This window comes from Azospirillum sp. HJ39, assembly GCF_041507355.1.
Taxonomy (GTDB): Bacteria; Pseudomonadota; Alphaproteobacteria; order Azospirillales; family Azospirillaceae; genus Azospirillum; species Azospirillum thiophilum.
Genome location: NZ_CP167913.1, coordinates 394,242 through 420,209, shown reverse-complemented (window position 1 = coordinate 420,209; position 25,968 = coordinate 394,242). Strand labels below are relative to the sequence as shown.

The 25,968-nt window shown below is 70.9% G+C and carries 24 protein-coding genes; 12 read left to right on the top strand and 12 right to left on the bottom strand.

Features of this window, described 5'->3' with window-relative positions; genetic code table 11:
• Nucleotides 1–48: 48 nt before the first annotated feature.
• The 7 genes from ABMY26_RS33310 to ABMY26_RS33280 form a co-directional block, all read right to left on the bottom strand.
• Nucleotides 49–858, bottom strand: a complete 810-nt coding sequence (locus ABMY26_RS33310; RefSeq protein WP_372400489.1) for an enoyl-CoA hydratase/isomerase family protein — start codon at nt 856–858, stop codon at nt 49–51.
• Nucleotides 859–900: 42 nt separating this feature from the next.
• Nucleotides 901–2,445, bottom strand: coding sequence for an AMP-binding protein (locus ABMY26_RS33305; protein WP_372400488.1), 1,545 nt, complete (start codon nt 2,443–2,445; stop codon nt 901–903).
• Nucleotides 2,438–2,977 carry a (2Fe-2S)-binding protein gene (locus ABMY26_RS33300; protein ID WP_372400487.1) on the bottom strand — a complete coding sequence of 180 codons (540 nt, stop codon included), beginning with the start codon at nt 2,975–2,977 and terminating at the stop codon, nt 2,438–2,440. Before ABMY26_RS33300 ends, ABMY26_RS33305 begins: the two co-directional genes overlap by 8 nt.
• Nucleotides 2,965–3,801 carry a xanthine dehydrogenase family protein subunit M gene (locus tag ABMY26_RS33295; protein WP_372400486.1) on the bottom strand — a complete coding sequence of 279 codons (837 nt, stop codon included), beginning with the start codon at nt 3,799–3,801 and terminating at the stop codon, nt 2,965–2,967. Before ABMY26_RS33295 ends, ABMY26_RS33300 begins: the two co-directional genes overlap by 13 nt.
• A complete protein-coding gene (locus ABMY26_RS33290) occupies nt 3,798–6,833 on the bottom strand; it encodes a molybdopterin cofactor-binding domain-containing protein (protein WP_372400485.1) in 3,036 nt (1,011 codons plus the stop codon). The genes ABMY26_RS33295 and ABMY26_RS33290 overlap by 4 nt, the downstream gene beginning before the upstream one ends.
• A 109-nt stretch (nt 6,834–6,942) precedes the next feature.
• Entirely contained in the window at nt 6,943–7,833 is an 891-nt protein-coding gene (locus tag ABMY26_RS33285; RefSeq protein ID WP_372400484.1) for an AraC family transcriptional regulator, read from the bottom strand.
• 156 nt (nt 7,834–7,989) lie between these two features.
• Nucleotides 7,990–8,607 (bottom strand): GntR family transcriptional regulator, encoded by a 618-nt coding sequence (locus ABMY26_RS33280; protein WP_372400483.1) that lies wholly within the window; start codon nt 8,605–8,607, stop codon nt 7,990–7,992.
• Nucleotides 8,608–8,855: 248 nt separating this feature from the next.
• On the opposite strand from ABMY26_RS33280, the gene ABMY26_RS33275 reads away from it, so the two are divergent.
• The 6 genes from ABMY26_RS33275 to ABMY26_RS33250 all read left to right on the top strand — a co-directional run bounded on the left by ABMY26_RS33275 (nt 8,856) and on the right by ABMY26_RS33250 (nt 16,496).
• Entirely contained in the window at nt 8,856–9,728 is an 873-nt protein-coding gene (locus ABMY26_RS33275; protein WP_372400482.1) for an alpha/beta hydrolase, read from the top strand.
• A 4-nt stretch (nt 9,729–9,732) separates the two neighbouring features.
• Nucleotides 9,733–11,361, top strand: coding sequence for a gamma-glutamyltransferase (gene ggt / locus ABMY26_RS33270; RefSeq protein ID WP_372400481.1), 1,629 nt, complete (start codon nt 9,733–9,735; stop codon nt 11,359–11,361).
• Nucleotides 11,362–11,426: 65 nt separating this feature from the next.
• A complete protein-coding gene (locus tag ABMY26_RS33265; protein ID WP_372400480.1) occupies nt 11,427–13,007 on the top strand; it encodes an ABC transporter substrate-binding protein in 1,581 nt (526 codons plus the stop codon).
• Nucleotides 13,008–13,055: 48 nt separating this feature from the next.
• The gene (locus ABMY26_RS33260; RefSeq protein ID WP_372400479.1) at nt 13,056–14,000 is read left to right on the top strand and encodes an ABC transporter permease; all 945 of its coding nucleotides are present in this window, start codon (nt 13,056–13,058) and stop codon (nt 13,998–14,000) included.
• Entirely contained in the window at nt 13,997–14,812 is an 816-nt protein-coding gene (locus tag ABMY26_RS33255) for an ABC transporter permease (protein WP_372400478.1), read from the top strand. Before ABMY26_RS33260 ends, ABMY26_RS33255 begins: the two co-directional genes overlap by 4 nt.
• Nucleotide 14,813: 1 nt before the next feature.
• Nucleotides 14,814–16,496, top strand: a complete 1,683-nt coding sequence (locus tag ABMY26_RS33250; protein ID WP_372400477.1) for an ABC transporter ATP-binding protein — start codon at nt 14,814–14,816, stop codon at nt 16,494–16,496.
• Nucleotides 16,497–16,545: 49 nt separating this feature from the next.
• On the opposite strand, the gene ABMY26_RS33245 is transcribed toward ABMY26_RS33250, so the two are convergent.
• From ABMY26_RS33245 to ABMY26_RS33225, 5 genes are all read right to left on the bottom strand, one after another.
• Entirely contained in the window at nt 16,546–17,163 is a 618-nt protein-coding gene (locus tag ABMY26_RS33245) for a HutD family protein (RefSeq protein WP_372400476.1), read from the bottom strand.
• Between the two features lie 85 nt (nt 17,164–17,248).
• Nucleotides 17,249–17,947: a hypothetical protein gene (locus ABMY26_RS33240; protein WP_372400475.1), complete on the bottom strand. Its 699-nt coding sequence runs from the start codon at nt 17,945–17,947 to the stop codon at nt 17,249–17,251.
• Nucleotides 17,948–18,174: 227 nt separating this feature from the next.
• Nucleotides 18,175–18,345: a hypothetical protein gene (locus ABMY26_RS33235; RefSeq protein WP_372400474.1), complete on the bottom strand. Its 171-nt coding sequence runs from the start codon at nt 18,343–18,345 to the stop codon at nt 18,175–18,177.
• A 285-nt stretch (nt 18,346–18,630) separates the two neighbouring features.
• Nucleotides 18,631–19,701 (bottom strand): YihY/virulence factor BrkB family protein, encoded by a 1,071-nt coding sequence (locus tag ABMY26_RS33230; RefSeq protein WP_372400473.1) that lies wholly within the window; start codon nt 19,699–19,701, stop codon nt 18,631–18,633.
• A 12-nt stretch (nt 19,702–19,713) separates the two neighbouring features.
• Entirely contained in the window at nt 19,714–20,571 is an 858-nt protein-coding gene (locus ABMY26_RS33225; RefSeq protein WP_372400472.1) for a DUF3618 domain-containing protein, read from the bottom strand.
• A 274-nt stretch (nt 20,572–20,845) separates the two neighbouring features.
• Between ABMY26_RS33225 and hybE the strand changes: the two genes are divergently transcribed.
• From hybE to ABMY26_RS33195, 6 genes are all read left to right on the top strand, one after another.
• Complete coding sequence (gene hybE / locus ABMY26_RS33220; RefSeq protein ID WP_372400471.1) at nt 20,846–21,373, top strand: [NiFe]-hydrogenase assembly chaperone HybE; 528 nt, start codon at nt 20,846–20,848, stop codon at nt 21,371–21,373.
• Entirely contained in the window at nt 21,370–22,563 is a 1,194-nt protein-coding gene (locus ABMY26_RS33215) for a nickel-dependent hydrogenase large subunit (RefSeq protein WP_372400470.1), read from the top strand. Before hybE ends, ABMY26_RS33215 begins: the two co-directional genes overlap by 4 nt.
• A 79-nt stretch (nt 22,564–22,642) precedes the next feature.
• The gene (gene hypB / locus ABMY26_RS33210) at nt 22,643–23,731 is read left to right on the top strand and encodes a hydrogenase nickel incorporation protein HypB (RefSeq protein WP_372400468.1); all 1,089 of its coding nucleotides are present in this window, start codon (nt 22,643–22,645) and stop codon (nt 23,729–23,731) included.
• A gap of 16 nt (nt 23,732–23,747) precedes the next feature.
• Nucleotides 23,748–23,984: a HypC/HybG/HupF family hydrogenase formation chaperone gene (locus tag ABMY26_RS33205; RefSeq protein ID WP_372400466.1), complete on the top strand. Its 237-nt coding sequence runs from the start codon at nt 23,748–23,750 to the stop codon at nt 23,982–23,984.
• 44 nt (nt 23,985–24,028) lie between these two features.
• Nucleotides 24,029–25,075 carry a hydrogenase expression/formation protein HypE gene (hypE, locus tag ABMY26_RS33200; protein WP_372400465.1) on the top strand — a complete coding sequence of 349 codons (1,047 nt, stop codon included), beginning with the start codon at nt 24,029–24,031 and terminating at the stop codon, nt 25,073–25,075.
• A 133-nt stretch (nt 25,076–25,208) separates the two neighbouring features.
• Nucleotides 25,209–25,931, top strand: coding sequence for a sugar transferase (locus tag ABMY26_RS33195; protein WP_372400463.1), 723 nt, complete (start codon nt 25,209–25,211; stop codon nt 25,929–25,931).
• The last annotated feature ends 37 nt before the right edge of the window (nt 25,932–25,968 follow it).

The window sequence follows — 25,968 nt, the reverse complement described above, 5'->3', positions numbered from 1 at the left end:
TCCTCCCTGTGGGGTCCGTGCTTCGTTGCCCGTGCCTGGAAGCGTCGGTCAGACGCCCTTGAAGACCGGCTTGCGCTTCTCGGTGAAGGAGGCGACGCCCTCCTTGAAGTCCTCCGAGCCGCGCAGGCGGCCATAGGCCTGCCCCTCGATCTCGATGGCGCCGTCGACCGACACGTTGTTGCCGCTGTTCAGCACCCCCTTGATGGTGCGCTGGGCCAGCGGCGAGAAGCCGCGCAGCTCGTCGACCAGGGCGGCGACCGCCGTCTCCAGCTCGGCGTCGGCGACGCAGTCGGTGACGAAACCCCAGTCGGCGGCCTGGCGGCCGGGGATGCGCCTGGCCCGCATCACCATGTCCTTGGTCCGGCAGATGCCGATCATGTGCAGCAGGCGGGCCGACCCGCCGGAACCGGGGATCATGCCGATGCGCATCTCCGGCAGGGCGAACTGCGCGGTTTCCGACGCGATGCGGAAATCGCAGGCCAGCGACAGCTCGAACCCGACGCCGAAGCAATAGCCGCGGACCTGGGCGATCACCGGCTTGCGGCAGCGTTCCGGGGCGGCGATGTTGACGGCCAGCTCCGACACATGCTCGGCCGACATCTCCATGAAGCCGGCGATCCTGCCGCCGGACGAGAAATTCTCGCCCTCGGCGCGCAGGACGATCACCCGCACCCTGGGATCGCGGTCGAGTGCCGCGAACACGGCGCCGAACTGGTCGCGCTGGAGCATGCTGACGATGTTGAAGGGCGGGCGGTCCAGCACGATGTCGGCGCGCTCCTGGGCCTCGTCGATCTCCACGCGGAAGCCGTCGAGGTCGGCGAGCAGGCGGTCGGTGCTGTCGAAGCGATAGGGGGTCACGGTGCGGAACTCCTGATGAGGACTTGACTGGATGGGGTGGGATCAGGGGGCGGCCGGGCCGATTTCGGGCGCGAACTCGCCGGCCTGCAGCTTGCGGCGCAGGATCTTGCCGACCGGCGATTTCGGGATTTCGTCGAGGAAGACGTACTCGCGCGGGCGCTTGAAGTTGGCGAGGCCGGAGCTGCGGCAATGCTCGTCGAGATCCTTGGCCTCGACGCCGCGGGCGCGCTTGACGAAGGCGACGACCCGCTGGCCCCAGCGCTCGTCGGGCAGGCCGGCGACCGCGACCTCCAGCACGCCGTCATGCAGCGACAGCACGCTTTCGATCTCGACCGGCGAGACGTTCTCGCCGCCGGTGATGATCATGTCGTCGACCCGGCCGGTGACGAACAGGTCGCCGTCGCCGTCGAGGAAGCCGATGTCGCCGGTGAAGTACCAGCCGGCATGCAGCGCCTTGGCGTCGGCGTCCGGCCGCTTCCAATAGCCCTCGAAGGACTCGTCCCCCGACAGGTCGGCGACGATCTGCCCCTCCTCCCCGGCCGCCGCCCGCTCCTCCGGATCGAAGCTGCCGAGGCGGACGATGCGGATGCGCTGGTTCAGCGCCGCCTTGCCGGCCGATCCCGGCTTGGCCGGCGCGTTCTGGTCGATGGTGAAGGTGTAGATCTCCGACGAGCCGTAATGGTTGACGAACAGCTCGGGCCGGAAGGCGGCGTCCAGCCGCTTCAGCAGACCGTCGGTCATCGACGCCCCGGCGAAGCCAAGCTTGCGCACCGACGACAGGTCGGTCGCGGCGAATCCCGGATCGGCCAGCAGGTCGTGATAGAGCGTCGGCACCAGATAGAGGCAGGTCAGCCGCTCCGCCGCGATCAGCGCCAGGGCGCGGGCGGTGTCGAAGCGCGGCAGGCAGACGAAGCAGCCGTCGACCAGCGCCATCGCCAGCAGCGAGCGCACCCCCATCGTGTGGTAGAGCGGCATGACCCCCAGCGTCCGCTCGCCCCGACGGTAGCAGTTCTGGGCGACATGGGCGACGGCGGCGGCCCGCTCGGTCCGGTGGCGGCGCGGCACGCCCTTGGGCTTGCCGGTGGTGCCGGAGGTGTAGAGGAACAGCGAGACATGCTCCGCCGTGGCACGGGGCAGCGCCGGGGCCGGGGCGCTGTCCAGCAGGTCGGCGAAGCGGTGCCCGGAGTGGCCGCCACCGGTATCGCCGACCGCGATGCGGGGCAGCGCCCGCGCCGCGGCGGAGTCACCGACGGCCTCGGCCGACACGTCCTGATGGAACAGGGCGCGCACCTCGGCGTTGGGCAGGCAGTAATCCAGCTCGTCGGCCTTCACCCGCCAGTTCAGCGGCACGATGGCGATGCCGGCCAGCTGGCAGGCCCAATGGATGGTCGCCATCTCCCATGTGTTCTGCAGCGCGGTGGCGATGCGGTCGCCGGGACGCAGGCCGAGCCGGTCGAAGGCCCCGACCAGCCGGCGGATGCGGTCCAGCCATTGCGCGTAGGTCAGCCGCAGGTCGCCGTCGACGATGGCGACCGTGTCGGGGCTGCGCTCCGCGCTGGCCAGGATGCTGCGGCCGAGGTCAAACATGGCCACCCTCCTTCATCGTCTGGCCTGTGACCTCCATCACCGCGCGGACGATGCCGGCATAGCCGGTGCAGCGGCAAAGATGGCCGCTCAGCATGTCGCGTAGCTCCTCTTCGGTGGGTTTGGGGGTGCGGTCCAGGTAATCGGCCAGCGACATCAGGATGCCGGCCGTGCAGAAGCCGCATTGCAGGGCGTGGTGCCGGCGGAACGCCTCCTGGAGCGCGGTCATCCGCCCCCCGTTGGCCGCCGCCAGTCCCTCGACGGTGTCGATGCGCCGGCCGTCGGCCTGGACCGCCAGGGTCAGGCAGGCACGGACCGCCACCCCGTCGATGCGGACGGTGCAGGCGCCGCAGACGCCATGCTCGCAGCCGACGCGGGTGCCGTGGGCGCCCAGCTCGTGGCGCAGGAAATCGCTCAGCAGCAGGCGCGGATGGGCATGGCCGCTGCGCGGCGTGCCGTTCAGGACGATGGAGACGGCGTGGCGCGTCTCCGCCGCCAGAACCGGCGGGGAGACTTGGGACGTCAGCGGCGGCATGACAGGGCTTCCTCAAGGACGGTGCGGCCGATCCGGCGGACGAGGTCGCGGCGGTAGCGCGCGGTGGCGTGCTGGTCGTCGTCGCCGCCGAGATCCCAGGCGAAGGCGTTCAGCGCCTCGTCGAGGTCCGGCGGCAGCCCGCCCGAAACGAGCGGCCAGGACCTCAGTGTCGGCCGGTCGGCGACCCCGCCGACGGCAAGGCTGGCGGAGTGGCCGTCCACCGTGGCGGCGCAGGCGGTGATGGCGAAGTCGCCATGGCGCATCGACATCTCGCGGAAGGCATGGCCGCTGCCCGGCTTCGCCAGCGGGAAGCGCACGCATTCGACGATCTCGTCCGCCGCCTTCACCGTGGTCAGCGGCCCCAGGAAGAAGTCGGCGGCGGCGACGGTGCGGCGGCGCTTCGCGTTGCGCAGCACCACCTCGCCGCCGCTGGCGACCAGGCAGAGCGGTGTCTCGGCGCTGGGGTCGGCATGGGCGACCGAGCCGCAGAGCGTGCCGCGGTTGCGGGTCTGGACATGGCCGACCCACGGCAGGGCGGCGGCCAGCAGCGGCACCTCGCGCGCCAGGGTCGGGCGGGCCAGCACCTCGGCCTGGGTGACGGCGGCACCGACGACCAGCCAGCCGGCTTCGGCGCGCAGGCTGCGCAGCTCCTCCAGCCGGCCGAGGTCGATCAGCAGGCGCGGCTGGACCAGCCGCATGTTCAGCATCGGCATCAGCGACTGGCCGCCGGCGATCACGCGGGCGTCGTCGCCCCCGGCCGCCAGCGCCGCCAGCGCGTCGGCGACCGTCGCCGGCCGCAGATAGTCGAAGGATGCGGGCTTCATCGGGCGATCCCCAGAAGGCGCAGCAGCCGCGCCAGCAGCGATGGAGGCTTGGCGGGTGCCGCGGGGCCGCCGGCGCGGGCCACCAGCTTCTCGAAGAACTGGCCGATCAGCAGGCGGGACGCGCTGTCGAGCATCCGGCCGCCGACCGCCGCGACCTTGCCACCGACCGACGCGCCGTAGCGGTAGGTGACGCGCGTGCCGGTGGCGGTACGCTCCAGCGTGACATACCCGGTGCCGCTGCCGGAGCCGAGCGCGCTGCTGCCGCTGCCGGTCAGGGTCAGCGCATTGGGCGGGTCGAGGTCGGACAGCGCCACCTCCGCGGTGTAGCGGCCGCGCACCGGGCCGATGCCGACCACCACCTCGGCCCGGTAGGCGTTCGGACCGGCGAGATCCAACGCCTCGCAGCCGGGCAGCAGCGCCGCCAGCTCCCTGGGATCGAGCAGGATGGCCCAAACCTGTTCGGGGGTGGCCGGCACCTCGCGGCTGCCCTCCCCGGTCAGGCCCCGCCCGCCCTTCACCGCGGCCGGCGGCGGGGCGGCAGAGCCGGCTGCGGATGCCGGGCGCGGCGGTTCCGGCGGATGGATCAGCGCCGCAAGCTTGGCCGGGGTCAGCGGCAGGGACGGCACCTCGCCCGCCGCCACACCGGACAGTGCGTCCGCCACCGCGTTGGCGAGACAGACCGGGGTGCTCATGCAGTTCCCCTCCCCCACCCCCTTGGCGCCGAGCGGCGTCACCGGCGACGGGCTTTCGCGGTGGAGGATGACGGGCACCGGCACCTCGCAGGCGGTCGGCACCAGATAGTCGGCGAAGGTGCCGGACAGGAACCGGCCATCGTCGCCATAGGCGTATTCCTCGTACAGCGCAGTGCCGACGGCGTGGGCGAAGCCGCCCAGGATCTGGCCCTCCACCAGCAGCGGGTTCAGCAGCCGGCCGGCATCGTGCATGGTGACGTAGCGGTCGATCCGCAGCGCCCCCGTGGTCCGGTCGATCTCCACCCCGCAGAAGTCGAAGATGAAGCCGTAGCAGGCGGAGCTGTTGATGTGGTCGGCGTCGGTCGGCGCCTTCAGCGGCTCCGGCGTCCAGAAGGCGGTCTCGCGCAGCGCCGCTTCTTCCCCATCAGGCAGCGTGCCGGGCGACCAGTGGCCGGCGGCGGCGACGCGGGAGAAGGACAGCCCGTTGTCCGGGTTAGCCTCTGAAAACACCCTGCCGCCGGCAAAGCGCACATCCTCAGCCCGGCAGTTCAATTGCCCGGCGACCAGCTCCGCCATCCGGCCGCGCAGCCGGGTCGCCGCCACCTGCGCCGCCCCCGCCACCGCCCCGGCGAAGCGGCTGGAATAGTTGCCCGACGCGATCGACCAGGCGTCCTTGCCGGTGTCGAGGTCGGTGTTGACGCGGATGTCCTCGAAGCGCAGGCCGAAGACGTCGGCCACCACCTGGGCCAGCACGGTGCGATGCCCCTGCCCCTGCGGCGCCGATGCCACCGCCACCGACACGCCGCCGGTGGGATCGACCGCGACGCTGGCGGTCGCCTGCGCGCCGTTCTTCGGCCCGGCCTTGCGCCGCTCCTCGGCGGTCAGGACGGTGGTGATGTAGCCCATGTTGGAGATCGACGGCTCGACCACCGCGGCGTAGCCGATGCCGTAGAGCCGCCCCTCGGCCCGCAGCGCCGCGCGCCGGGCCTTCAGCGCGTCGAGCGCGCCGTCCCGCACCGCCTGCTCCAGCGTCGCGCAGTAGTCGCCGCTGTCGAGCGTCCCGCCCGAGGCGGTGCGGTAGGGCATGGCGTCGGCCGCCACCAGGTTGCGGCGGATGACGTCGAGCGGGTCCAGCCCGAGCTCCGCCGCCACCCGGTTCATCAGCCGCTCCAGCCCGTAATAGAGCTGGCCGCCGCCGAAGCCGCGGTTGAGGCCGGTCGGCGTCTTGTTGGTGACGACGATGCGGTTGGTCACCGCCAGGTTCGGGATGTCGTAGGCACCGGTCAGGTTGCCGTGGTTGCGGTAGAGCGAGGCCGGTTCCGGCGCTCGCAGATAGGCGCCGCAATCCTCGGTCTGCTCCATCCGCAGCGCCAGAACCCGGCCGTCCGGCTCGACCGCCGCCTCGATGCGCATGCGGCGCGCGGTGGCCGAGGTGGCAGCCATCAGATGCTCCAGCCGGTCCTCCACCCACTTCACCGGCCGCCCGGCGACACGGGCGCACAGACCCATCAGCACGACATAGGGGAACACCGCCTGCTTGTTGCCGAAGCTGCCGCCGGAATGGGGCGGCGTCTTCAGCCGCAGCCGCGACCCCGGCACGTTCAGCGCGCGGGCCATCACCGGATGGACGGCGAAGGGGCCGGAGAAATTCGACAGCACCTCGTACGCATCCTCGGCCGCGTCGTAGTCAGCCAGGACGACGAAGCATTCCATCGGCGTGCAGGAGTTGCGGGGATACTCGACCTCGACCGCCACGCTGCGGGCGGCACGGGCGAAGGCAGCCTCGGGATCGCCGTAGCGGAAGCTGCGGCTGTTGACGAGGTTGGAGCCGACCGCCGGGTGCAGCGGCTCCGATCCGTCATCCAGTGCCTGGGCAATGGAGGTCACCGGCGGCAGCGGGCGGTAGCGCACCGCGATGCGGTCGAGCGCGTCCTCGGCCAGATAGCGGCTGTCGGCCAGCACCACCGCCACCGGCTCGCCGACATGGCGCACGCGGTCGGTGGCAAGGCACCAATGCTCCATCGGCGCGCGCACGCCGACCAGGAACGGGCTGGCAAGGCGCCTGGCGTCGGCCCCGGTCACCACCGCGGCGACGCCGGGCACCGCCAGGGCGGCGGCGGTGTCGATGCCCAGCAGCTCGGCATGGGCGTGCGGCGAGCGCAGGACCGCGGCATGCAGGGTGCCGGGCCTCACCGGCAAGTCGTCGGCGTAGCGGGCGACCCCGGTCAGCAGCGCGGCGTCCTCCACCCGCGGCATGGCGCGGCCGACGAGCGGTGCCGCATCGCCTTTGCGGTCGGCGGTCGGCGTCGCGGTTTTCGTCGCGGACAGCGTGGCCGTCATCGTCATCCTCCGGTTACCCGGGGAGACTAGTCCGTTCGCCACGCAAAGCTTTTACCGTGGAGTGTCGCGATTTACCCTAGCGTCTCATTTTCGTGCAGGTGGTGGCGGGTCAGGCGTGTCCCGCCCCATGCCGCCCCACGCCTTGCAGCCCCACCCCTTGCTGGTCCACCAGATTGACGACGCGCCGGTACTCGGTGGGCGTCACGCCCTGGTGGTTGCGGAAGAAGCGGCTGAAATGGCTGGGCGCCGAAAAACCGAGCCGGCCCGACACCTCGGTCGCGCTCTCCCGTCCGGAGGCCATGGCGTCGATGGCCGCCTCCATCCGCAGCACGTTGAAATAGAGCGCCGGGGTGATCGCCATCGTCTGCTGGAACAGCCGGAACATGTGGGCGCGCGACAGGCCGGCGGCGGCGGCGACCCGGCCGGCGTCGAACTCCTCGCCCAGCGTCCCGCTCATGAAGCGGATGGCCTGGCGGATGCGGAAGTCGCGGGCCGCCGGGGCGGCATAGCGCCTCCCGCCCAGCGTCCGCCATTCGGAAAAGCGGTCGATGATGGCGATCATCAGGTCGAACAGCGCCTCCTCCATCCGCTCGCCCGACGGGTCGTCGTACAGCAGCTCCGCCGCCATGCGGTCGGCGAGCCGGCGGATGTAGGGCGTCAGCTCGCCGCAGGACTGGGCGAAGAATCCGGGATTGCCGCTGGCGTTGAGTTCCCGCTGCATGGCGCCGAGCCAGCGCGGCTCGATGTAGAGCGCCAGGATCACGGTGCGCGGGGCGCCCGGCTGGTGGGCGTAGGAATGGGCCTCCCAGCTGTTGACCAGCACCGCGGTGTCGTCACGCAGCGGATAGAGCTGCTCCCCCACCGCGAAGCGGGTGTCGGCGCCGGACGCCTTGATCAGCACATGGCAATGGGGATGGGCGTGATGGATCAGGGCGTTGTCCATGTCCAGCAGGGCGACGCGGCCGAAGCTCCCCTGGTGGATGCGCATCGCTTTCGACATGGCTTCCGATCCCTTCCGCTCCGCCCGCGGCCGATACCGGCCGGGGCGACGCCCTATAGTTTGCTTTTCAAGCTAATCATCATGGGGCGTCATTGCCAGTTCCATATGAACGGGAGCGGATGGCCGTCGCCGGCACCGTGGCGGCAGGGAAGCGTGCTAGGCCTGCTCGATGTGCATCCTGGTCAGGCGGCGCAGTTCGGCAGGATCCCCGGCCTCGATGGCATCGATCATCCGGACATGTTCGCTGGCCGACAGGTCGATGCGGGCGCGGGTCTTCCATTGGGTGACGGGGGCCGACGGGCCGCGCCCGCGCAGTTCCCAGACGATGTTCGCCAGCTCGCGGTTCGAATTGAGCGCCAGCAGCTTGGTGTGGAACGCGATGTTGGCCTCGTACAGGTCGATCAGCGTGCCGTCGACCGTGAGGTCGATGAAGCGTTGCGCAAGCATGCGCAGCGTCGCGATGTCGGCGGCGGTCGCGTTGGCGACGATGCTGTCGGCCGCAGCCGTCTCCAGGATCAGCCGGACCTGCCGCGCCTCGTCGGTCTGCCGGTTGTCGGGCGAATGGACATGGTAGCCGCGGTTGGGGACATGCTGCACCAGCCGCTTCAGCGCCAGCTGGTCCAGGGCCCGCCGGACCTCCATCCGCTTGGCGTTGTAGCGGGTCTCCAGGTCGATCTGCTTCAGCCACATTCCCGGCGCGAAGACACCGGCCTGGATGTCGCGGGCCACGCGATCCACGAGGTTGCCCAGGGTGTGCTCCGCTTTGTCGGTCATCGGGCCTCGGTGATCCTCGTCGTCTGTCCCGGCCGCGCCGCCATCAAGGGGCGGGGGGCCGGGGGCGGCCGCATAGTAGAGCCGCCATCGGCGACCGACAATGGCAGCGGTTGCGCGCCGCGCCCCTTGACGGCGGCGCGGTGACGGCTTCGCCGGCCAATCGTCCGGGTGCTGAACTGCATGCTTGCGTGCGGCCCGGCATTGTGTAACCATTTTTGGCGCCAATTTCTACGCCAATCGGAACCGCAATGACCCTCATGGACGCAGCGCCGGACGGACCCGGCGACGCACCGCAAGATCGCGGACGGCAACTCTACGACCACGGCCAGACGACGGTGTTCGCCAGCCGGCGGGATCCCCGCTTCAGCTACTGCCTCTACGTGCCGCCCCGGGTCGAGGGCCGGGCGCCCGATCTGGTGGTCGCGATGCACGGCACCGGCCGGGCCTTCATGGCCTACCGCGACGCGTTTTCCGCCTTCGGCCAGTGGAACAACTGCATCATCCTGTGTCCGCTGTTCCCGGTCGGGGTGCGCGGCGACGGCAACCGCGACGGCTTCAAATACATGCAGGAAGCCGACATCCGGTACGACGAGGTGCTGCTGTCGATCGTGGAGGAGATCGGCGAGCGCTACGGCCTCGATGTCTCCCGCTTCGCCCTGTTCGGCTATTCGGGCGGCGGGCATTTCGCCAACCGTTTCTTCCTGCTGCGGCCGCAGCGGCTGTGGGCGGTGTCGATCGGCGCTCCCGGCTCCGTCACCCTGCTCGACCCGACGCGCGACTGGTGGGTCGGTGTCCGCGACATGGAGGAGCGGTTCGGCATCGCGGCGGACCCCGCGGCCATGCGGGCGGTTCCGGTCCATATGGTGGTCGGGGCCGCCGACCTGGAGACCTGGGAGATCAACCACCGCGAAGGCGGGCGCCACTGGATGCCGGGCGCCAACGACGCCGGCCGCACCCGGCCGGAGCGGCTGGAAACGCTGCGCCGATCCTTCGAGGCGGCGGGGATCGGCGTGCGGCTCGACGTCGTGCCGAACGTCCCGCATGACGGCGGCAAGGTGATCGGCCATGTCGAGAGCTTCCTCGCCGACGTGCTGCGGCGCCGGCGCGCCGGGGAGGGGTGACGCCATGGATGCGATGATCGTCGCGCCGCAGCCCGAAGCGGCGGAAGCCGGCGCCGCCGTTCTCGAACGCGGCGGCAACGCCGTCGACGCGGCCATCGCCTGCGCCTTCGTCCAGGGCGTCGTCGATCCCCAGATGTGCGGCATCGGCGGCTTCGGCTCCATGCAGGTCTACATGCCGGGGCGCGGCATCCACGAGATCCTGGAATTCTATGCCCGGGCGCCGCTCGCCGCCCGGCCGGACATGTGGACCGACCTGCTGGTCGGGCAGACGCGGGACGGGTTCGGCTTTCTTCTCAAGGACAACATCAGCGAGATCGGCCATCTGGCCGTCTGCACCCCGGGAAGCCTGAAAGGCTACGCCGAGGCGCTGTCCCGCTACGGCAGCTTCGATTGGGCCGACGCCATGGCGCCGGCCATCGACCAGGCGCGGCGCGGCTTCATGGTGCGCCCGCACGTCCATTGGTACTGGTCGCTCGACCAGAGCGGCAGCGGCGAGATCGACACCGTCCAAAAGCTGCGCCACAGCCGGACCGGCCGGCAGATCTATTTCCATCCCGACGGCAGCGTGAAGCGGCCGGGCGACATCGTTCGGAATCCCGACCTGGAACGGACGCTGCGGCGGATCGCGCGGGACGGCGCCGACCTGTTCTACCATGGCGAGATCGCCGGGGAGATCGCCGCCGACATGGCCGCCCATGGCGGGCTGATCGGCCGCGAGGATCTGGCCGCCTACCGGGTGTCGGTCGCCGCGCCGATCTGGGGCGACTACCGGGGGCACCGCATCTCCACCAGCCCGCCGCCGGCCAGCGGATTCCCGATGCTGCAGCTCCTGCACATCCTGGAGAATTTCGACATCGCCGCGCTGGAGCACGGTTCGGCCGGGCATGTCCGCCTGCTGGCGGAGGCGATGAAGCGCATGACGGTGGACAAGGACCGGCATATGGGCGACCCGGCCTATGTCGAGGTTCCGGTCGACCGGCTGCTCGACAAGGAGTATTGCCGCGCCCTGGCCGGGGAGATCCGGGACGGCAAGCGGGCCGAGGTGAGCCGGCTCGACCGCTCCAGCCGCGACACGACGCACATCTCGGTGGTGGATTCCCAAGGCAACGCCGTGGCGCTCACCCACACGCTGGGCAGCCCGTCGGGCGCCATCACCGACGGGCTGGGCTTCATGTACAACGGCACCATGGCCCGCTTCGACCCGCGGCCCGGCCGCGCCGGCTCCATCGCGCCCGGCAAGCGGCGGGCCAGTTCGGCGGCGCCGACCATCGTCTTCAAGGACGACCGTCCCTTCGTGGTGATGGGGGCGCCGGGCGGCAGCTACATCGCCCCGTCGATGGCCCAGGGGGTGATGAACGTGATCGATTACGGCATGTCGATGCTGGAGGCGGTGAGCGCGCCGCGGGTGATGGCGGTGTCGAACACCATCGACGTGTCGAACCGCATCCGGCATTCCGTCACCGACGCGCTGGCCGCGCAGGGCTACGCGGTCAAGCGGTCCTGGCAGAGCTATGCCTTCGCCGCCCTGCACGGCATCCGGATCGACGACGGCACCTGCAGCGGCGGCGCCGACCCGCAGCGCGACGGCATGGCGATCCGGGTGAGGGGCCCGGCGGCAACGGCACGGCCATAAGGCCGCCGGCCGGCAAACGACGAGCCGGCAAACAACGACAAAGCAACGAACAGAAGGGCAGATCGATGACGAAACTCCTGACGTCCCTGCTGGGCATGTCCCTGCTCGGCCCGGCCCTGGCGGTCGCGGCAGCGGCTCCCGCCCAGGCGCAGGGCACCGCCCAGGCCATCAAGGTGGCGCTCAACGCGGACATCCGCAGCACCAATCCCGGCGTCAACCGGGACGACAACACCGATTCGGTGGTGCTGCACATGGTCGAGGGGCTGGTGGGCTACCGCGAGAACGGGTCGGTGGCGCCGCTCCTCGCCGCTTCGGTCGATCTGTCCCCCGACGGCAAGGCCTACACCTTCCACCTGCGCAAGGGCGTGACCTTCCACAACGGCGCCCCCTTCACCGCACAGGACGTGCTGTGGAACTGGAACCGTTACATGGACCCGAAGACGGACTGGCGCTGCCGGTCCGAATTCGACGGGCGCAACGGGCTGAAGGTCGAAAGCGTCGCCGCCCCCGACGCCGATACCGTCACCATGACCCTCGACCGTCCGAGCGCGCTGTTCCTCGGCACGCTGGCCCGCACCGACTGCGGCGGGACGGCGATCCTCAGCAGGGACTCCGTGAAGGCGGACGGAAGCTGGGACAAGCCCGTCGGCACCGGCCCCTTCCGGTTCGTCGAGTGGCGGCAGGGCGAATATGTCGATGTCGCCCGCTTCGACGGCTACCGTTCGCCGCCGGGCGACCGGATGGACGGCATGGTCGGCGCCAAGACCCCGCAGGTCCAGTCGGTGCGGTTCCTGATCGTTCCCGACGCCGCGACGGCCAAGACCGCGCTGGAGGCCGGGGCCGTCGACGTCGCCCAGCTGCTCGACACCGACGTGCCCGAGATGGCCAAGAGCAGAACCGCGGAGGCCGCCTTCTACCCCGCGACCACCAAGCACGTCTTCCTGTTCCAGACGCTCGACCCCTTGTTGGGCAACGTGAAGCTGCGGCAGGCGATCGCCGCCTCCCTCGACATCCCGCAGCTCGTCGCGGCGGTGACCAACGGCGTCGGAACGCCGAACAATTCCGCCATTCCGCCCATGTCGGACTATTACGACGACATCCAGAAGCAGGGCTACCGCTACGACCCCGCCAAGGCCGCGACCCTGCTGAAGGAGGCCGGCTACAAGGGCGAGCCGGTCACCATCATCGCCAACAAGCGCGTCCATGTTCCCAGCTACAACGCCGCGGTCATCGCCCAGGCGATGATGCAGGCCGCCGGGATCAACGCGCAGATCCAGGTGATGGAATGGGCGACCCAGCTCGACCGCTACAACACCGGCAAGTATCAGATGATGTCCTTCTCCTATTCGAGCCGGCTCGATCCGGCGCTCAGCTACGAGCAGTTCGCCGGTCCCAAGGCGACCCAGCCGCGCAAGGTGTGGGACGATCCCGAGGCGCAGGCGCTGCTGGAAAAAGCATCCACCATCTCTGACAAGGAGCAGAGGCAGTCGCTGTTCGACGAGATGCACAAGCGCCAGATGGCGGCGACGCCGCTGATCGTCTTCACCAACGGGCAGGAGGCCTGGGGCCACACCAAGCGCGTCCAGAACGCCATCCCGTGGGAGGGCAAGGCCCGCGTTTGGGGAGCCCGCGTCGCCGGGAACTGACCGCAGGCCGCCGTGCCGGGACGAGAGTGCCCAGAAGAGGAGAGGGGCGTGCTTCATTTCGCGTTCAAAAGGATCCTGATGGCGTTGCCGACGCTGCTGATCATGGCGGTGGCGGTCTTCATCCTGATCCGCATGATCCCGGGGGATCCGGCGTCCCTCATGCTGGGCGACCTCGCCACGCCGGCCAGCCTCGCCGACCTGCGGCAGCGGCTTGGATTGGACAGGAGCCTGCCGGTCCAGTTCGCCATCTGGTCCGGCAACGTGCTGCACGGCGATTTCGGCACGTCGATCACCACCTCCCAGCCGGTCCTTCCCCTGGTCCTCGACCGCTTCTGGATCAGCGCCCGGATCGTCCTTCTCGGCGTGCTGATCGCCAGCGTCATCGCGGTTCCCGCCGGGATGATCGCGGCCTGGCGGCAGAACAGCACCGTCGATCTGGCCCTGGTCGGGCTGGCGACCCTGCTCTACTCGATCCCGACCTTCTGGATGGGGCTGCTCCTGCTGCTGCTGTTCGGGCTGAAGCTCGGCTGGCTGCCGGTGGTCGGCTATGTCTCCTTCACCGACTCCCCCTGGGCGGCGGCGCTCTACATCGTCATGCCGGTGCTGACGCTGGTGCTGCACGAGATGGGCGTGCTGATCCGGATGGCGCGCTCCAGCACGCTGGAGGTGCTGCGCCTCGACTACATCACCCATGCCCGCGCCAAGGGGCTGTCGGAGGCGGCGGTGCTGTGGCGGCACACATTCCGGAACGCCTTCGGGCCGACCTGGACGCTGATCGGCCTCGTGCTCGGCAACCTGCTCGGCGGGATCGCCGTGGTGGAGACGGTCTTCACCATCCCCGGTCTCGGGCGGCTGCTGGTGGATGCCATCTTCGCCCGCGACTATCCGGTGATCCAGGGCTGCCTGCTGTTCGTCGCCTTCGTCTATGTGATGGTCAATCTGGTGGTTGACCTGCTGTACCCCGCCTTCGATCCCAGGGTGACCGCGGAATGAAACGGCCTGCCTACAACATCGTCATCGGCGGCGCGATCGTCGGGACCGTCGTCGCCGCCGCCCTGCTCGGGGTGGTCTGGACGCCCTACGACCCGCTCAGGATCAACTTCGTCGCCCGGCTGGCGGCACCGGAGGCCGCCCATCTGCTCGGCACCGACGAGTTCGGGCGCGACGTGCTGAGCCGCCTGATGGCGGCGGCGGGCACCAGCGTCATGATCAGCCTGACCACGGTCGCGGCGGCCGGGCTGGCCGGCACCGCGGTCGGGCTGGTCTCCGGCTACCTGCGCGGCTGGACCGACCGGATCCTGATGGCCTTCAACGACTCGTTGCTGGCCTTCCCGGCGATCCTGCTGGCGCTCGGCCTGCTGGCGGTGACCGGAGCCAATGTCTACGGCATCATCGGCGCGCTCGGCCTCGCCTATACCCCGTCGGTCGCCCGCATCGTGCGCGGAACCGTGCTGTCGCTGCGCGAGCGCGAGTTCGTGGAGGCCTCCCGCGTCATGGGCAATTCGGAGGTCTATACGGTCCTGCGCCACATCCTGCCGAACTGCCTCGCGCCGCTGACCGTGCTGGCCACCTCGATGTTCGGCTGGGTGCTGCTGGCGGAAAGCGCGCTGAGCTTCCTCGGCCTCGGCGTGCCGCCGCCGGCGCCGACCTGGGGCAACATGCTCGCGGCGAGCCGCCCCTTCATCGGTCAGGCGGTCTGGCTCGGCATCTTTCCGGGCCTCTGCATCTCGCTGACCCTGCTCGGCATCAACCTGCTGGGCGACGCCCTGCGCGACAAGCTGGACCCGCGAATGAGGGGAGTCTGAGATGACCGCCACCGACCTTCTCCGCGTCGAGGGGCTGAGCCTCGCCGTGTCCGCCACCGGCACCGAGGTCGTCCGCAATGTCGGCTTCACCGTGGCGCCCGGCGAAATCGTCGGCATCGTCGGGGAGTCCGGCAGCGGCAAGACGCTGGCGGCCCGCACGATCATGGCGCTCCAGCCGCCGGCCATCCGCCGCACCGCCGGCAGCATCCTGTTCGAGGGGCGGGACATCGCCGACCTGTCGCCGAAGGAGTTGAGGGACCTGCGCGGCGGCAAGGTCGGCATGGTGTTCCAGGAGCCGATGACCTCCCTCAACCCGTCCATGGTCATCGGCCGGCAACTGGAGGAGGGGCTGGAGGTCCACGGCCGCGGCCGGTCCGCGGCGGAGCGCCGGACCCTGGTCCTCGACATGCTGCGGCGGGTCGGCATCACGGATCCGGAGGGGGCGCTTGGCGCCTATCCGCACCAGTTCTCCGGCGGGATGCGGCAACGGATCATGCTGGCCTCGGTCATGCTGCTGCGCCCGGCCCTGCTGATCGCGGACGAGCCGACGACGGCGCTCGACGCCGTGGTCCAGCGCGACGTCCTCGAACTGATGGTCGAGCTGACGCGGGCGCGGGGCACCGCCGTCCTGATGATCAGCCATGACCTGTCGATGGTCGCGCGCTACACCGACCGCATCATCGTCATGTGCCGGGGCGAGGTGGTGGAGCAGGGGCGCACCGAGGAGCTGCTGCGCGCTCCGGGCCATCCCTACACCCGCACCCTGCTGGCCGCCATGCCGCGGCGCGCGCCGGCCCGGCCGCTGCCCGCGGCGACGACGCCGATCGTCGAGGTGCGCGGCCTGACGGTCGACTATGGCGGCCGGCGCGGCCTGCTGCGGCGGGAGGCGGGAAAGCGCGCCCTGCATGGCCTGTCGCTGTCGATCATGCCGCGCGAGGTGGTGGCGCTGGTCGGCGGGTCGGGCTCGGGCAAGACCACGCTGGGGCGGGCCATCGCCGGGCTGGTGCAGCCGAGCGGCGGCGGGATCCTCTATGACGGCCGGCCGATCGCGCCGGGCGGCGCCGGCTGGGCCAGCTACCGCCGCAACTGCCAGATGGTCTTCCAGGATCCCTATTCGTCGCTCGACCCGCGCATGACCATCGGCGCCCTCGTGGGAGAGGCGTTGCGCGGCATGCCGGAGATGGGCCGGCGCGAAAAGGCCGCGCGGGTCGTCGAGGCGCTGGCGGAGGTCGGGCTGGGCCGCGACCATGCCGGCCGCTATCCCCACGAGCTGTCGGGCGGCCAGCGCCAGCGCGTCGCCATCGCCCGGGCTGTGGTCCGGCGCCCGGCCTTCGTGATCGCCGACGAGCCGGTATCGGCGCTCGACGTCACCGTGCGCGCCCAGGTGCTCGACCTGTTCGCCGACCTGCAGGCGCGGCACGGCTTCTCCTGCCTGTTCATCAGCCACGATCTGGGCGTGGTGGAACAGCTGGCCGACCGCGTGGTGGTGATGCAGGACGGCCATATCGTCGAGCAGGGGGATCGCGACTCGGTTTTCGACCGTCCGGCCCATCCCTACACCCGGCGGCTGCTGTCGGCGATTCCGGCCCTGGAACCGATGGAAACGGGGGGCGTGCGCCTCAAATGGCGCTTCGACGATGCGGCGGACGGGATGGCGGTGGGTATCGCATCGCCCGCTCCCTGAGGGGCTCCGGGCTTCCGATTTTCCGTGTGACCGGTTCAGGCGCGATGCTCTAGCCGACGCGCCGCACCTCCGCACAGACGCCTTCCGCCCCGGCCGGCACCTCCACCAGGGCGGCGGTGGCGCGCAGCAGCAGGCTGTGGCCTTCCGGCACCGGCATCGCCTCTCCCCCGTCGGGCGTGACCGTCAGCGTCCCGGCCAGGGCATGGACCAGCAGCGCGTCGCCCGCCGCCCGATGGCTTCCGCCCGCCAGCAGGGTCAGGCTGCCGGTGGCGGAGGCGCGGTCGAGCATCAGGTTCACGTCGCGGATCGGACCGCCGGTCGGTTCGCACCACACCGGCGCCTCGCCGGGAAAGGCAAAGGCCGGCTCCATCCGGCGGCGCTCCACCGGCGGGGCGCCGTCGACGGACAGGCGCATGCCCTCGCCCTCGACGACCGCGATCAGGCGGTCATAGCCGGCAAAGGCGGAGAAGGGTCCGGGCTCGACGACATCGGCGATGCTGACTCGCCACAGGAAACGGCCTTGCCCATCTCCCTTTTTCCCATCTCCCTGATGCCCGTCAGGCGGCCCTTCGATCGGTTCGACCGCCAGTTCGGTGGTGACGCCGCCGCCGTTCTTCCAGGGAACGCGGCGGTGGTCGGCAGGGCTCAGACGCGTGATCGACGGCAAGGGACTGCTCCGGAACGGATCGGCTCCGCTCCGTCATAGCACAGGCAAGGGCGCAAGGTCAGGGCACTGGACAGTGCCCGCCGCGTCACACGAACAGGCTGAAGCTTCCCATCAGCTTCTGCGTGCCGGTCTGGCCGGTGGGGATGGAGTTCATGGTGCCGATGGCGCTGTTCAGCCCGTCCAGCGTGGCCTGCTGGCCGGTGGTGAGCGTCAGGCCGGTGTCGCCCTTGGCCGGCTGCTTGGCCACCGTATCGTAATCCTTGCTGTAATTGCCCATCACCACCTGCATGGCGTAGTTCTTCGGATCCTTGTCCGACTGGCCCTTGTCCCGGGTCACGCGCAGGGTGTAGTCGCCCTTGTCGACGGTCAGGTTGCCGGCCTGCAGCTTCTTGAAGGAGTCATACTCGTCGCCGGCCTTCGGGTCGCTGTCGGCCATCACACGGCCCAGCCGGTTCATCAGCTGGACCCGGACGCCGTCGTCGCCGACCTGGCCCAGGGTCATCTCGCCCTTGGTGGTGACCTTGAACTTGTAGAAATCGACCTTGTCGTTCGCTGCCAGGGTGCTGGCGACGTTCAGGCGGGTGGCGTTCTTGGCGAGCACGCCGATGTCGGTGGCGCCGCCCGTGGTGGTCAGCGCCGACTTGTTGACCGACTTCTCGAAGGTCTGGACCTCGCCGATGGCCTGGTTGCTCTGCGACTTCCTGATCGCCTCGACCGCGTTGTTGATCGACGCGTTGAGGTTGGACACCATAGAGCTGACGCTTGAGAGGGCATCATCCGCCATGATCCATCATCCTTCTCCCGATCAGACCGTCACGCCTGCCATGGCGGTGCGCCCGCCGACGGCCGAGAAACCGACGAGGGGTGCCGCCGGCCGAGCCGTCACCCGGGCATGACTGCCCACGGACAGTATACGACATCGGCCGGCGAAACATAGGCGGGATTCGTGATTCTTTTGGTCGAATCGTCGAAAACGGAACCGGAGCGCCACGGTGGGGACCGATCCGGGGGTCAGGATGGCCGCTTCGCCGCCGACGCCGGATGCGACTCGGGCTGGGACCGGGGGGCCGAAACCGCCGTGACGGCCAGCGGCGCAGAGGCCGCAGCCGGTGCCGCCGGCTCCTCGGCAGGCTGGACATGGGGCGGCTGGGTCGGACCGGTGACGACATCGAAATCGAACATGACAACCTCTCTTGCGGATGGTGAGGCCGCCCGGATCGCCCATGTTCGGATTTTCAGGATGTGCAGCCCATCGAGGGCCGGAGGTCACAAACACGAAAGCCGCCGCGGGTCGGTCCGGGCGGCTTCGGGAGTGAGCGACAGATGCGCGTTCCTAGGCCGCCGAACGAAACCAGCGGCCGAAATATCGGGAACGTCCGGAGGACGTGATGGAAAGCGTCTGTTGCATGGCCATGACCATAGCGCGCCGCCGCCGCCCTGCCAAGGGGCGATTTCCAAAGCGCCCCCTCACTCGGCCGCCCGGCGCTCGCCCACCGTGTCGGCGACATAGGCGTCGCGCCGCCCCATCGGCCGGCCGGGCTGCCCGTCGCGGCGCGTCGTGGTGTCGCGGGTGGTCTGATGCTCGATCTCCGCGTTCAGCTCCGCCCCCAGCAGCACGACGTAGGAGGTCAGGTTGAACCACAGGAGCAGGACGACGACGGCGCCGACCGACCCGTAGGTTTCGTTGTAGCTGCCGAAATTCGACACATAGACCGAAAAGCCCAGCGAGCCCAGCAACCAGACCGCGGTCGCCGTCGCCGACCCCCAGCTGACCCAGCGCCATTGCGGCTCGCGCCGGTCGGGGGCGTAGCGGTAGAGGACGGCGAGCGCCAGCACGATCGCCAGCGCCAGGATCGGCCAGCGGACGAGGCTGGCGGCCCAGCCGACCGGCGTGTCCTTCAGCCCGACGATGGCGATGGCGGCGGGTACGGCGACGATCATCGCCATGGCGACGAGGACGAACAGCAGCCCGGCCACCGTCAGCCCCATCGACAGGGCGGCCAGCTTGAGGAAGCCGCGCCTTTCGGTCTCGCCATAGGCGATGTTCAGCGCCGACACCAGCGAGTTGGTCCCGCGCGACGCGCTCCACAGCGTCAGCAGCAGGCCGAAGATCAGGCCGAATCCCAGCCCCTGCGACGGGGCGGTCGCCACCTTGCGCGCCTGGTCGCTGACGATCGAAAGCGCTTCGGGCGGCAGCAGGCCGCGCATCTGGCTCAGCTGGGTTTCGATCATCGCCGGATCGGCGACCAGGCCGTAGATCGACACCAGCGCCGCCACCGCCGGGAAGATGGCGAGCAGGGCGTAATAGGCGACGCCGGCCGCCAGCATCGACACATTGTCCTTGCCCTGTTCGTCCCACACCCGCAGCAGGATGTCCTTCCAGCCGCGCGCGGGGATTTCGGAGGGGGTTTCCGCCGTCCGGCCGCGCCCGTCCCGGTGCCCGCCGCCGCGTCCGTCCACAATGGCCTGCCTGTCCTCCGGATGGCGATCCGCACGGCCCCGATGCGCATAATAATGGCGGCGGCTCAGCCCCAGCATGCCGGTATCCCCTCAGGCCACGGCTTCGCGCAGCGCGCCGACGCGGTGGCGCGCCGTCTCGATGGCATGGAACTGGGCACCGATGGCGACCTGCAGATGCTCATCCGGCGCGTCGGCCAGGGCGTCGCGGAACAGGGCCAGCGTGTCGTCCAGCCCGCTTTCGAGCCGGAGAAGCAGGTCGCCCCGCCCGCCCTGCCCACCGGCCCCGGCAACCACCCGGCCCGCGCCGGTCTCGGCCAGCCCGTGCAGCGGCGACCAGGCCCGTCGGCCATCTCCCACCCCAGCCCCTTCCCTGGCCCCGGCTTCGCCGGTCTCGACCCAGCCGCCGCCGTTGCGCAGATCCTCGTCCAGCGCCGCGGCGCTGCGGTCGAGCTGGTCGGCCAGGTCTTCCAGGCGCGGCGACAGGCCCGGGTCGGCCATGGTCATGTCGGCGCGGCGGAACGCCGCCGATCCGTCGCGGCAGGCGGCGATCAGGCTGCTCAGCAGTTGCCGGCTGCGCGGGTCGAGCCGGCGGCCATGCGCGTCGTAATCGTCGAATTCGGTGGTCATCTCCGGCGTGCGGGCGACCGCCCAGCCGAGCCAGAGCGCGCCGATCCCGATCAGCGCCACCGGGATCGGGTTGGCGCGGACGGCGCGGGCGATGCGCCCGGACATGCCCTCGCCGCCGCCCTGGATGACGTCGCGCACCACCTGGACCACCCCGCCAGACATCTGGCCGGGCGACAGGCGGAACTCGATCTCGTCGATCACCGAGTCCATCCGGGCGCGGATCGACTCGATCTCGTGCTCGATATCCTCGGGCCGCCGGCTTTGCTGATCGGGCCCGGGCCCGGTCGAGGCGGACGGAATGGCGTCGTTGTTGTTGGGCATGCCGGACGTCTCCTGTGGAGGCTGCCGGCTTGCAACACCGCGAGGCATCGATTGTTCCGCCCGCCTCTCCGGCGATCAGGCCAGCGCCGCCAGGGCGCCGACATGGCTTGCGCCCCGCCACGTCCACCTATTTTGATGCAGGTCAATGAGTTGCATCCCCGATGCGTCAGGATGGCGCAGTGGATGGGGAGGCGCCCGCCTTCATCCCGATGATCATTGTCCGACTGCCAGTGTCCGATTGCCGTCATCCGATTGCAGCGAGGTGTCCGCGCGCATGCCCCTGGGCGTTCCCATGCAGTGCCCCGACCGGGGTGGCCCGGCCGGCGGCGCTCCCCCCGCCGGCCTTCCGGACGGCTTTTCCAGCCGGCTCGACGCGCTGCTCGCCGCATACCGCATGGCCGGCCGCGGCGTGGGACGGGCCGCCAGGCGCGGGGCGGCGGGCAACCCGGCACTGGCGGTGGAGGCGGTGGGCTTCCACCCCTGCGGTCCCGGCCGCCTGGGCTGCATGGTGACGCCCTGGTTCCTGGAGGCGGTGCTGCTGCCCGACGACCCGTTCCTGTGGGCGGAGGCCCGTGACGGCGACCCGCTGCCGCTCGAATTGCCGTCCGGCCGCCATCGCTTCACCGCGGCGCGGATGGGGCTGCTCGGCACCCTGGCTGCGATTCCGCTCGCTTCCGACATGGCGCTGTTCCTGGACGCGGAGGATGCCCGCCACGCGGCGCGCCTGGCGCTCGACACCCTGTCGGGGAGGCCGGCGCAGGCGCCGTCCGGGTGCCCCGTCCTTGCCGGGCCATGGCCATGACCGCCACGCCGGGCGCCGGGCCGGGCGCCGGAATTCCGGGAGAGGGATCGGTCGCCGTCCGCCTGCAGCTTGCCGATGGACGGATCGGGCGGGCGACGGTCGCGACCCGCCGCCCCCGCGCCGTCGCCGCCCTGGTCGGGCGCACGGCGGACGAGGCGGTCCGGCTGGCCCCTTTGCTGTTCAGCCTGTGCGGCACCGCGCAGGGGCTGGCGGTCGCCCGTGCCTGCGAGTCGGCGCTGGGGATCGATGCCACCGCGCACGAGGCGGCGCGCGCCCTGCTGACCGACGCGGAGGCGCTGGACAGCCATGGCTGGCAGGCGGCCGTCGAATGGCCGGCCCGGCTCGGCGCCCCGCCGCGGCCGGCGGCCCTGCGCGGCCTGCGCCCGGCGGTGACGGCGGTCGCGGCGGCGCTCTATCCCGCCGGGGACGGGCTGCGGCTGGGCGGCGGCGCCCTGCGGCCGGACGCGGCGGCGCTGCGCGACGCGCTGGCCCGCCTGTCCGGCTGGCTGGAGGCGGAGATCTTCGCCGGACCGCCGCCGCGGGATGCCGACGGCCTCGCCGCCTGGGCCGCAAGGGGCGGCAGCGACGCGGCGCGGCTGGCGGCGCGGCTGATCGAGCCCGATCTGGCAGGCTGGGGCGCCTGCGGCGAACCGCTGCTGGGCGAACGGTCGCCGGAGCGGTTCGCCGCGGCGCTGGCCGCCGACTCGTCCTTCGCCGCCCGGCCGCCGCATCCAGCCCTGACCGGCCCGCTGGAGCGGCAGGCCGGGCATCCGCTGGTCCTGTCGGTGGCGGAACGGTTCGGCGACGGGCTCGCCCGGCTGTTCGCGGCGCGGCTGGCCGACCTTGCCGAGCTGCCGCGCCGGATGGAGGCCGCCGCCGAGACGCTGCGCCCCGCCACCCCGGCTACTCCCCGGTCGCCGTCCTCCGGCACCGGTCCGGGCACCGGCTGCGGCGTGGCGGAGACGGCGCGCGGGCGGCTGGCGCATTGGCTGCGGCTGGACGAATCGGGGCGGCTGGCCGACGCCCGGATGGTGGCGCCGACCGACTGGAATTTCGCCGCGGACGGCCCGCTGGCGCGCGGTCTGACCGGCGCCGCGGTGCGCGACGGCGCCGATGCGGTGGAGCGGGCGCGGCTGCTGGTGGCGATGCTCGACCCCTGCGTCGCCTGCGGCATAGAGGTACACGAATGACGACCGCTTGCCCGAAGCGGGGCAGCCGTCCGATGATGGCCGCAGACGGCTTGCGGCTTCTGGAGTGGGAGAGCGCGTGATGTGCACGGTTTGCGGATGCGGCGAAGGCGAGACCAGGATCGACGGCGCCGCGATGGATGGGGACGGGCACGAGCACGTCGGCCCGGACGGCAAGATCTACCGCCATCGCCACGGCGAGGGGCACGCCCATCCCCACACCCACGGGCATGACCATGGGCATGGCCATGGCGACACCCACGAGCATGTCGGCCCCGACGGCACGGTGTTCCGCCACAGCCACGACGGCCACGGGCACCATGAGCATGACCATGACCATACCCACGGCCATACGCATGGGCACGATCATGACCACACCCACGCGCACGACCATCGCCACCGTCCCGACCGGCCGGACGCCATCGACGGCGGCGCCGCGCTGAACCGGCCGCGGCTGGTGACGATCGAACGCGACATCCTCGCCAAGAACGACGCGCTGGCCGACGTCAACCGCCGCCGCTTCGCTGGGCGCGGGGTGTTCGTGCTGAACCTGATGTCCAGCCCCGGCTCGGGCAAGACGACGCTGCTGACCCGCAGCCTGACCGACCTGAAGGGCCGCTTCCCCGTCGCGGTGATCGAGGGCGACCAGCAGACCAGCTTCGACGCCGACCGCATCCGCGCCACCGGCACCCCGGCGGTGCAGGTCAACACCGGCAAGGGCTGCCATCTCGACGCCGGCATGGTGGCGCAGGCCGCCGACCGGCTGGAGGCCGGGGGGCAGTTCGCCGGCGACGGCGTGCTGTTCGTGGAGAATGTCGGCAATCTGGTCTGCCCGGCCGGCTTCGACCTGGGCGAGACCCACCGCGTCGTCGTGCTGTCGGTGACGGAGGGCGAGGACAAGCCGCTGAAATATCCGGACATGTTCGTCCGCGCCGACCTGCTGGTCGTCAACAAGATCGACCTGCTGCCCCATCTGACATTCGACGTGGAGCGGATGATCGGCTATGCCCAGCGCCTGAACCCGTCGCTGGCGGTGATCCAGCTGTCGGCCACCGGCGGCCAGGGGCTGGAGGAGTGGTACGACTGGATCGCCGACGGGCTGGCAGAAGCCCGCGCGGCCCGCGCCGCCACGCCCGAAGCCGCTTCAGCCGCCTCCCCCGTCGCCGTCTGACCGAAGGACCGTTGCCATGTGCCTCGCCGTTCCAGCCCTGGTCACCGCCCTGCTGCCCGACGACCGCGCCACCGTCAGCCTGGGCGGCGTGACCTCCAGCTGCTCGCTGGAGCTGGTCGAGGACGTGGCCGTCGGCGACTATGTGATCGTCCATGTCGGCTACGCACTGTCCCGCCTCGACGCCGGGGAGGCGGAACGCACGCTGGCCCTGCTGGCCGAGGTCGCGGACGCCGGCGCCGAAGCCGCCGCCTGACCGCCATCCCGCACGCCCCCACCCGACCATCCCGGACCCCCGCCATGACCGACCGCCGCCTCTTCACCCGCAAGCTCGACATCGCCCGCGGGACGGTCGACATGACCCACGGCTCGGGCGGCAAGGCGATGGCGCAGCTGGTGCGCGAGCTGTTCGCCGCCGCCTTCGCCAACCCCTGGCTAGACCAGGGCAACGACCAGGCGGCCTTCGACGTGCCGGGCGGGCGGATGGTGATGACGACCGACGGCTTCGTCGTCTCGCCGCTGTTCTTCCCCGGCGGCGACATCGGCTCGCTGGCCGTCCACGGCACGGTGAACGACGTCGCCATGGCCGGCGCGGTGCCGCTGCACCTGACTGCCGGCTTCATCATCGAGGAGGGCTTCCCGCTGGCCGACCTGAAGCGGGTGGTCGACAGCATGGCGGCGGCGGCGCGCGAGGCCGGGGTCGCCATCGTGTCGGGCGACACCAAGGTGGTGGAGCGCGGCAAGGGCGACGGCCTCTTCATCACCACCACCGGCATCGGCATGGTCCCGCCGGGGGTGGCGCCCTCGGGCGACCGGGCGCGGCCGGGCGACGCCATCCTGGTCAGCGGCACCATGGGCGACCATGGCGTCGCCATCATGTCGACCCGCGACAATCTGGGCTTCGAGACGGCGATCCTGTCGGACAGCGCGGCGCTCAACGGGCTGGTCGCGGCGATGGTGGGGGCGGTGCCCGGCGTCCATGTGCTGCGCGACCCCACCCGCGGCGGGCTGGCGACGACGCTGAACGAGATCGCCCACCAGTCGGGCGTCGGCATGCGGCTGCGCGAATCCGACATCCCGGTGCGCGCCGAGGTCACGGCGGCCTGCGAATTGTTGGGCCTGGATCCGCTCTATGCCGCCAACGAGGGTAAGCTGATCGCGATCTGCGCCGAGGAGGAGAGCGGCCGGATGCTCGCCGCCATGCGCGCCCACCCGCTGGGGCGGGATGCCGCCTGCATCGGCCGTGTGGTCGAGGACCCCCATCGATTCGTCCAGATGGAGACCCGCTTCGGCGGCCGCCGCATCGTGGATTGGCTGACCGGAGAACAGCTCCCCCGGATCTGCTGACCCGTACCGCCGGGCTAACCCGCCGTTTCCAAGGATCCGGCCCCTTTGGCGGGACCCCTTTCGCGCGCTGGCCGTTGCCTCTCCCGGATGGTCCTATGCTCTGACCAGAGACGATCAGCGACGAGAAATTCCAATGGCGTTGTCCAACATCGCTCTTTTGGGCGCTCCCCGTCTGGACCCCGGCCGGATGGCCGGAGCCCGGTCGGCGATGCAGGCGATGGACCGGCTGCCCGGCTGCCCGCCCCTGCACCGGCACCGGGTGAAGCGTGCCTTCGACATCGTCGGCGCGCTCGGGCTGCTCGCGCTGTTCGGGCCGCTGATGCTGGCGGTCGCCTGGATGGTGGCGCGCGACGGCGGGCCGGCGGTGTTCGGCCACCGGCGCATCGGCGCCGACGGGCGCTCCTTCACCTGCCTGAAATTCCGCTCCATGGTTGTCAATTCCGCCGAGGTGCTGGACCGGCTGCTCGCCACCGACGAGACGGCGCGCGGCGAATGGCTGGCGACGCGCAAGCTGCGCCGGGATCCCCGCATCACCCCGGTCGGCCGTTTCCTGCGCAAGTCGAGCCTGGACGAGCTGCCGCAGCTGCTCAACGTCCTGCGCGGCGACATGAGCCTGGTCGGGCCGCGCCCGATCATCGACGACGAGGTGCCCTATTACCGCGCCTGCTTCTCGTTCTACACCCGCTGCCGCCCCGGCCTGACCGGGCTGTGGCAGGTCAGCGGCCGCAGCGACGTCGATTACGTCCGCCGCGTCCAGCTCGACACCGCCTATGTCGTCGGCTGGAGCTTCTGGACCGACATCGGCATCATGCTGCGCACGGTGCGCGTCGTCGTGAAGGGCAGCGGCGCCTATTAGTCACCCCCCTCGAAAGCAGCCATCCGTTCACGCCGTC

Excerpts from the sequence above, each read along its gene's own strand:
- ABMY26_RS33295 (WP_372400486.1), bottom strand. The coding sequence starts at position 3,801 with ATGAAGCCCGCATCCTTCGACTATCTGCGGCCGGCGACGGTCGCCGAC.
- ABMY26_RS33255 (WP_372400478.1), top strand. The coding sequence starts at position 13,997 with ATGAAACGGCCTGCCTACAACATCGTCATCGGCGGCGCGATCGTCGGG.
- ABMY26_RS33235 (WP_372400474.1), bottom strand. The coding sequence starts at position 18,345 with ATGTTCGATTTCGATGTCGTCACCGGTCCGACCCAGCCGCCCCATGTC.
- ABMY26_RS33225 (WP_372400472.1), bottom strand. The coding sequence starts at position 20,571 with ATGCCCAACAACAACGACGCCATTCCGTCCGCCTCGACCGGGCCCGGG.
- ABMY26_RS33275 (WP_372400482.1), top strand. The coding sequence starts at position 8,856 with ATGACCCTCATGGACGCAGCGCCGGACGGACCCGGCGACGCACCGCAA.
- hypB (WP_372400468.1), top strand. The coding sequence starts at position 22,643 with ATGTGCACGGTTTGCGGATGCGGCGAAGGCGAGACCAGGATCGACGGC.
- ABMY26_RS33300 (WP_372400487.1), bottom strand. The coding sequence starts at position 2,977 with ATGCCGCCGCTGACGTCCCAAGTCTCCCCGCCGGTTCTGGCGGCGGAG.
- ABMY26_RS33240 (WP_372400475.1), bottom strand. The coding sequence starts at position 17,947 with ATGGCGGATGATGCCCTCTCAAGCGTCAGCTCTATGGTGTCCAACCTC.
- ABMY26_RS33305 (WP_372400488.1), bottom strand. The coding sequence starts at position 2,445 with ATGTTTGACCTCGGCCGCAGCATCCTGGCCAGCGCGGAGCGCAGCCCC.
- ABMY26_RS33205 (WP_372400466.1), top strand. The coding sequence starts at position 23,748 with ATGTGCCTCGCCGTTCCAGCCCTGGTCACCGCCCTGCTGCCCGACGAC.
- ABMY26_RS33195 (WP_372400463.1), top strand. The coding sequence starts at position 25,209 with ATGGCGTTGTCCAACATCGCTCTTTTGGGCGCTCCCCGTCTGGACCCC.
- ABMY26_RS33250 (WP_372400477.1), top strand. The coding sequence starts at position 14,814 with ATGACCGCCACCGACCTTCTCCGCGTCGAGGGGCTGAGCCTCGCCGTG.
- ABMY26_RS33285 (WP_372400484.1), bottom strand. The coding sequence starts at position 7,833 with ATGTCGAAAGCGATGCGCATCCACCAGGGGAGCTTCGGCCGCGTCGCC.
- ABMY26_RS33290 (WP_372400485.1), bottom strand. The coding sequence starts at position 6,833 with ATGACGGCCACGCTGTCCGCGACGAAAACCGCGACGCCGACCGCCGAC.
- ABMY26_RS33280 (WP_372400483.1), bottom strand. The coding sequence starts at position 8,607 with ATGACCGACAAAGCGGAGCACACCCTGGGCAACCTCGTGGATCGCGTG.
- ggt (WP_372400481.1), top strand. The coding sequence starts at position 9,733 with ATGGATGCGATGATCGTCGCGCCGCAGCCCGAAGCGGCGGAAGCCGGC.
- hybE (WP_372400471.1), top strand. The coding sequence starts at position 20,846 with ATGCCCCTGGGCGTTCCCATGCAGTGCCCCGACCGGGGTGGCCCGGCC.
- ABMY26_RS33265 (WP_372400480.1), top strand. The coding sequence starts at position 11,427 with ATGACGAAACTCCTGACGTCCCTGCTGGGCATGTCCCTGCTCGGCCCG.
- ABMY26_RS33215 (WP_372400470.1), top strand. The coding sequence starts at position 21,370 with ATGACCGCCACGCCGGGCGCCGGGCCGGGCGCCGGAATTCCGGGAGAG.
- ABMY26_RS33230 (WP_372400473.1), bottom strand. The coding sequence starts at position 19,701 with ATGCTGGGGCTGAGCCGCCGCCATTATTATGCGCATCGGGGCCGTGCG.
- hypE (WP_372400465.1), top strand. The coding sequence starts at position 24,029 with ATGACCGACCGCCGCCTCTTCACCCGCAAGCTCGACATCGCCCGCGGG.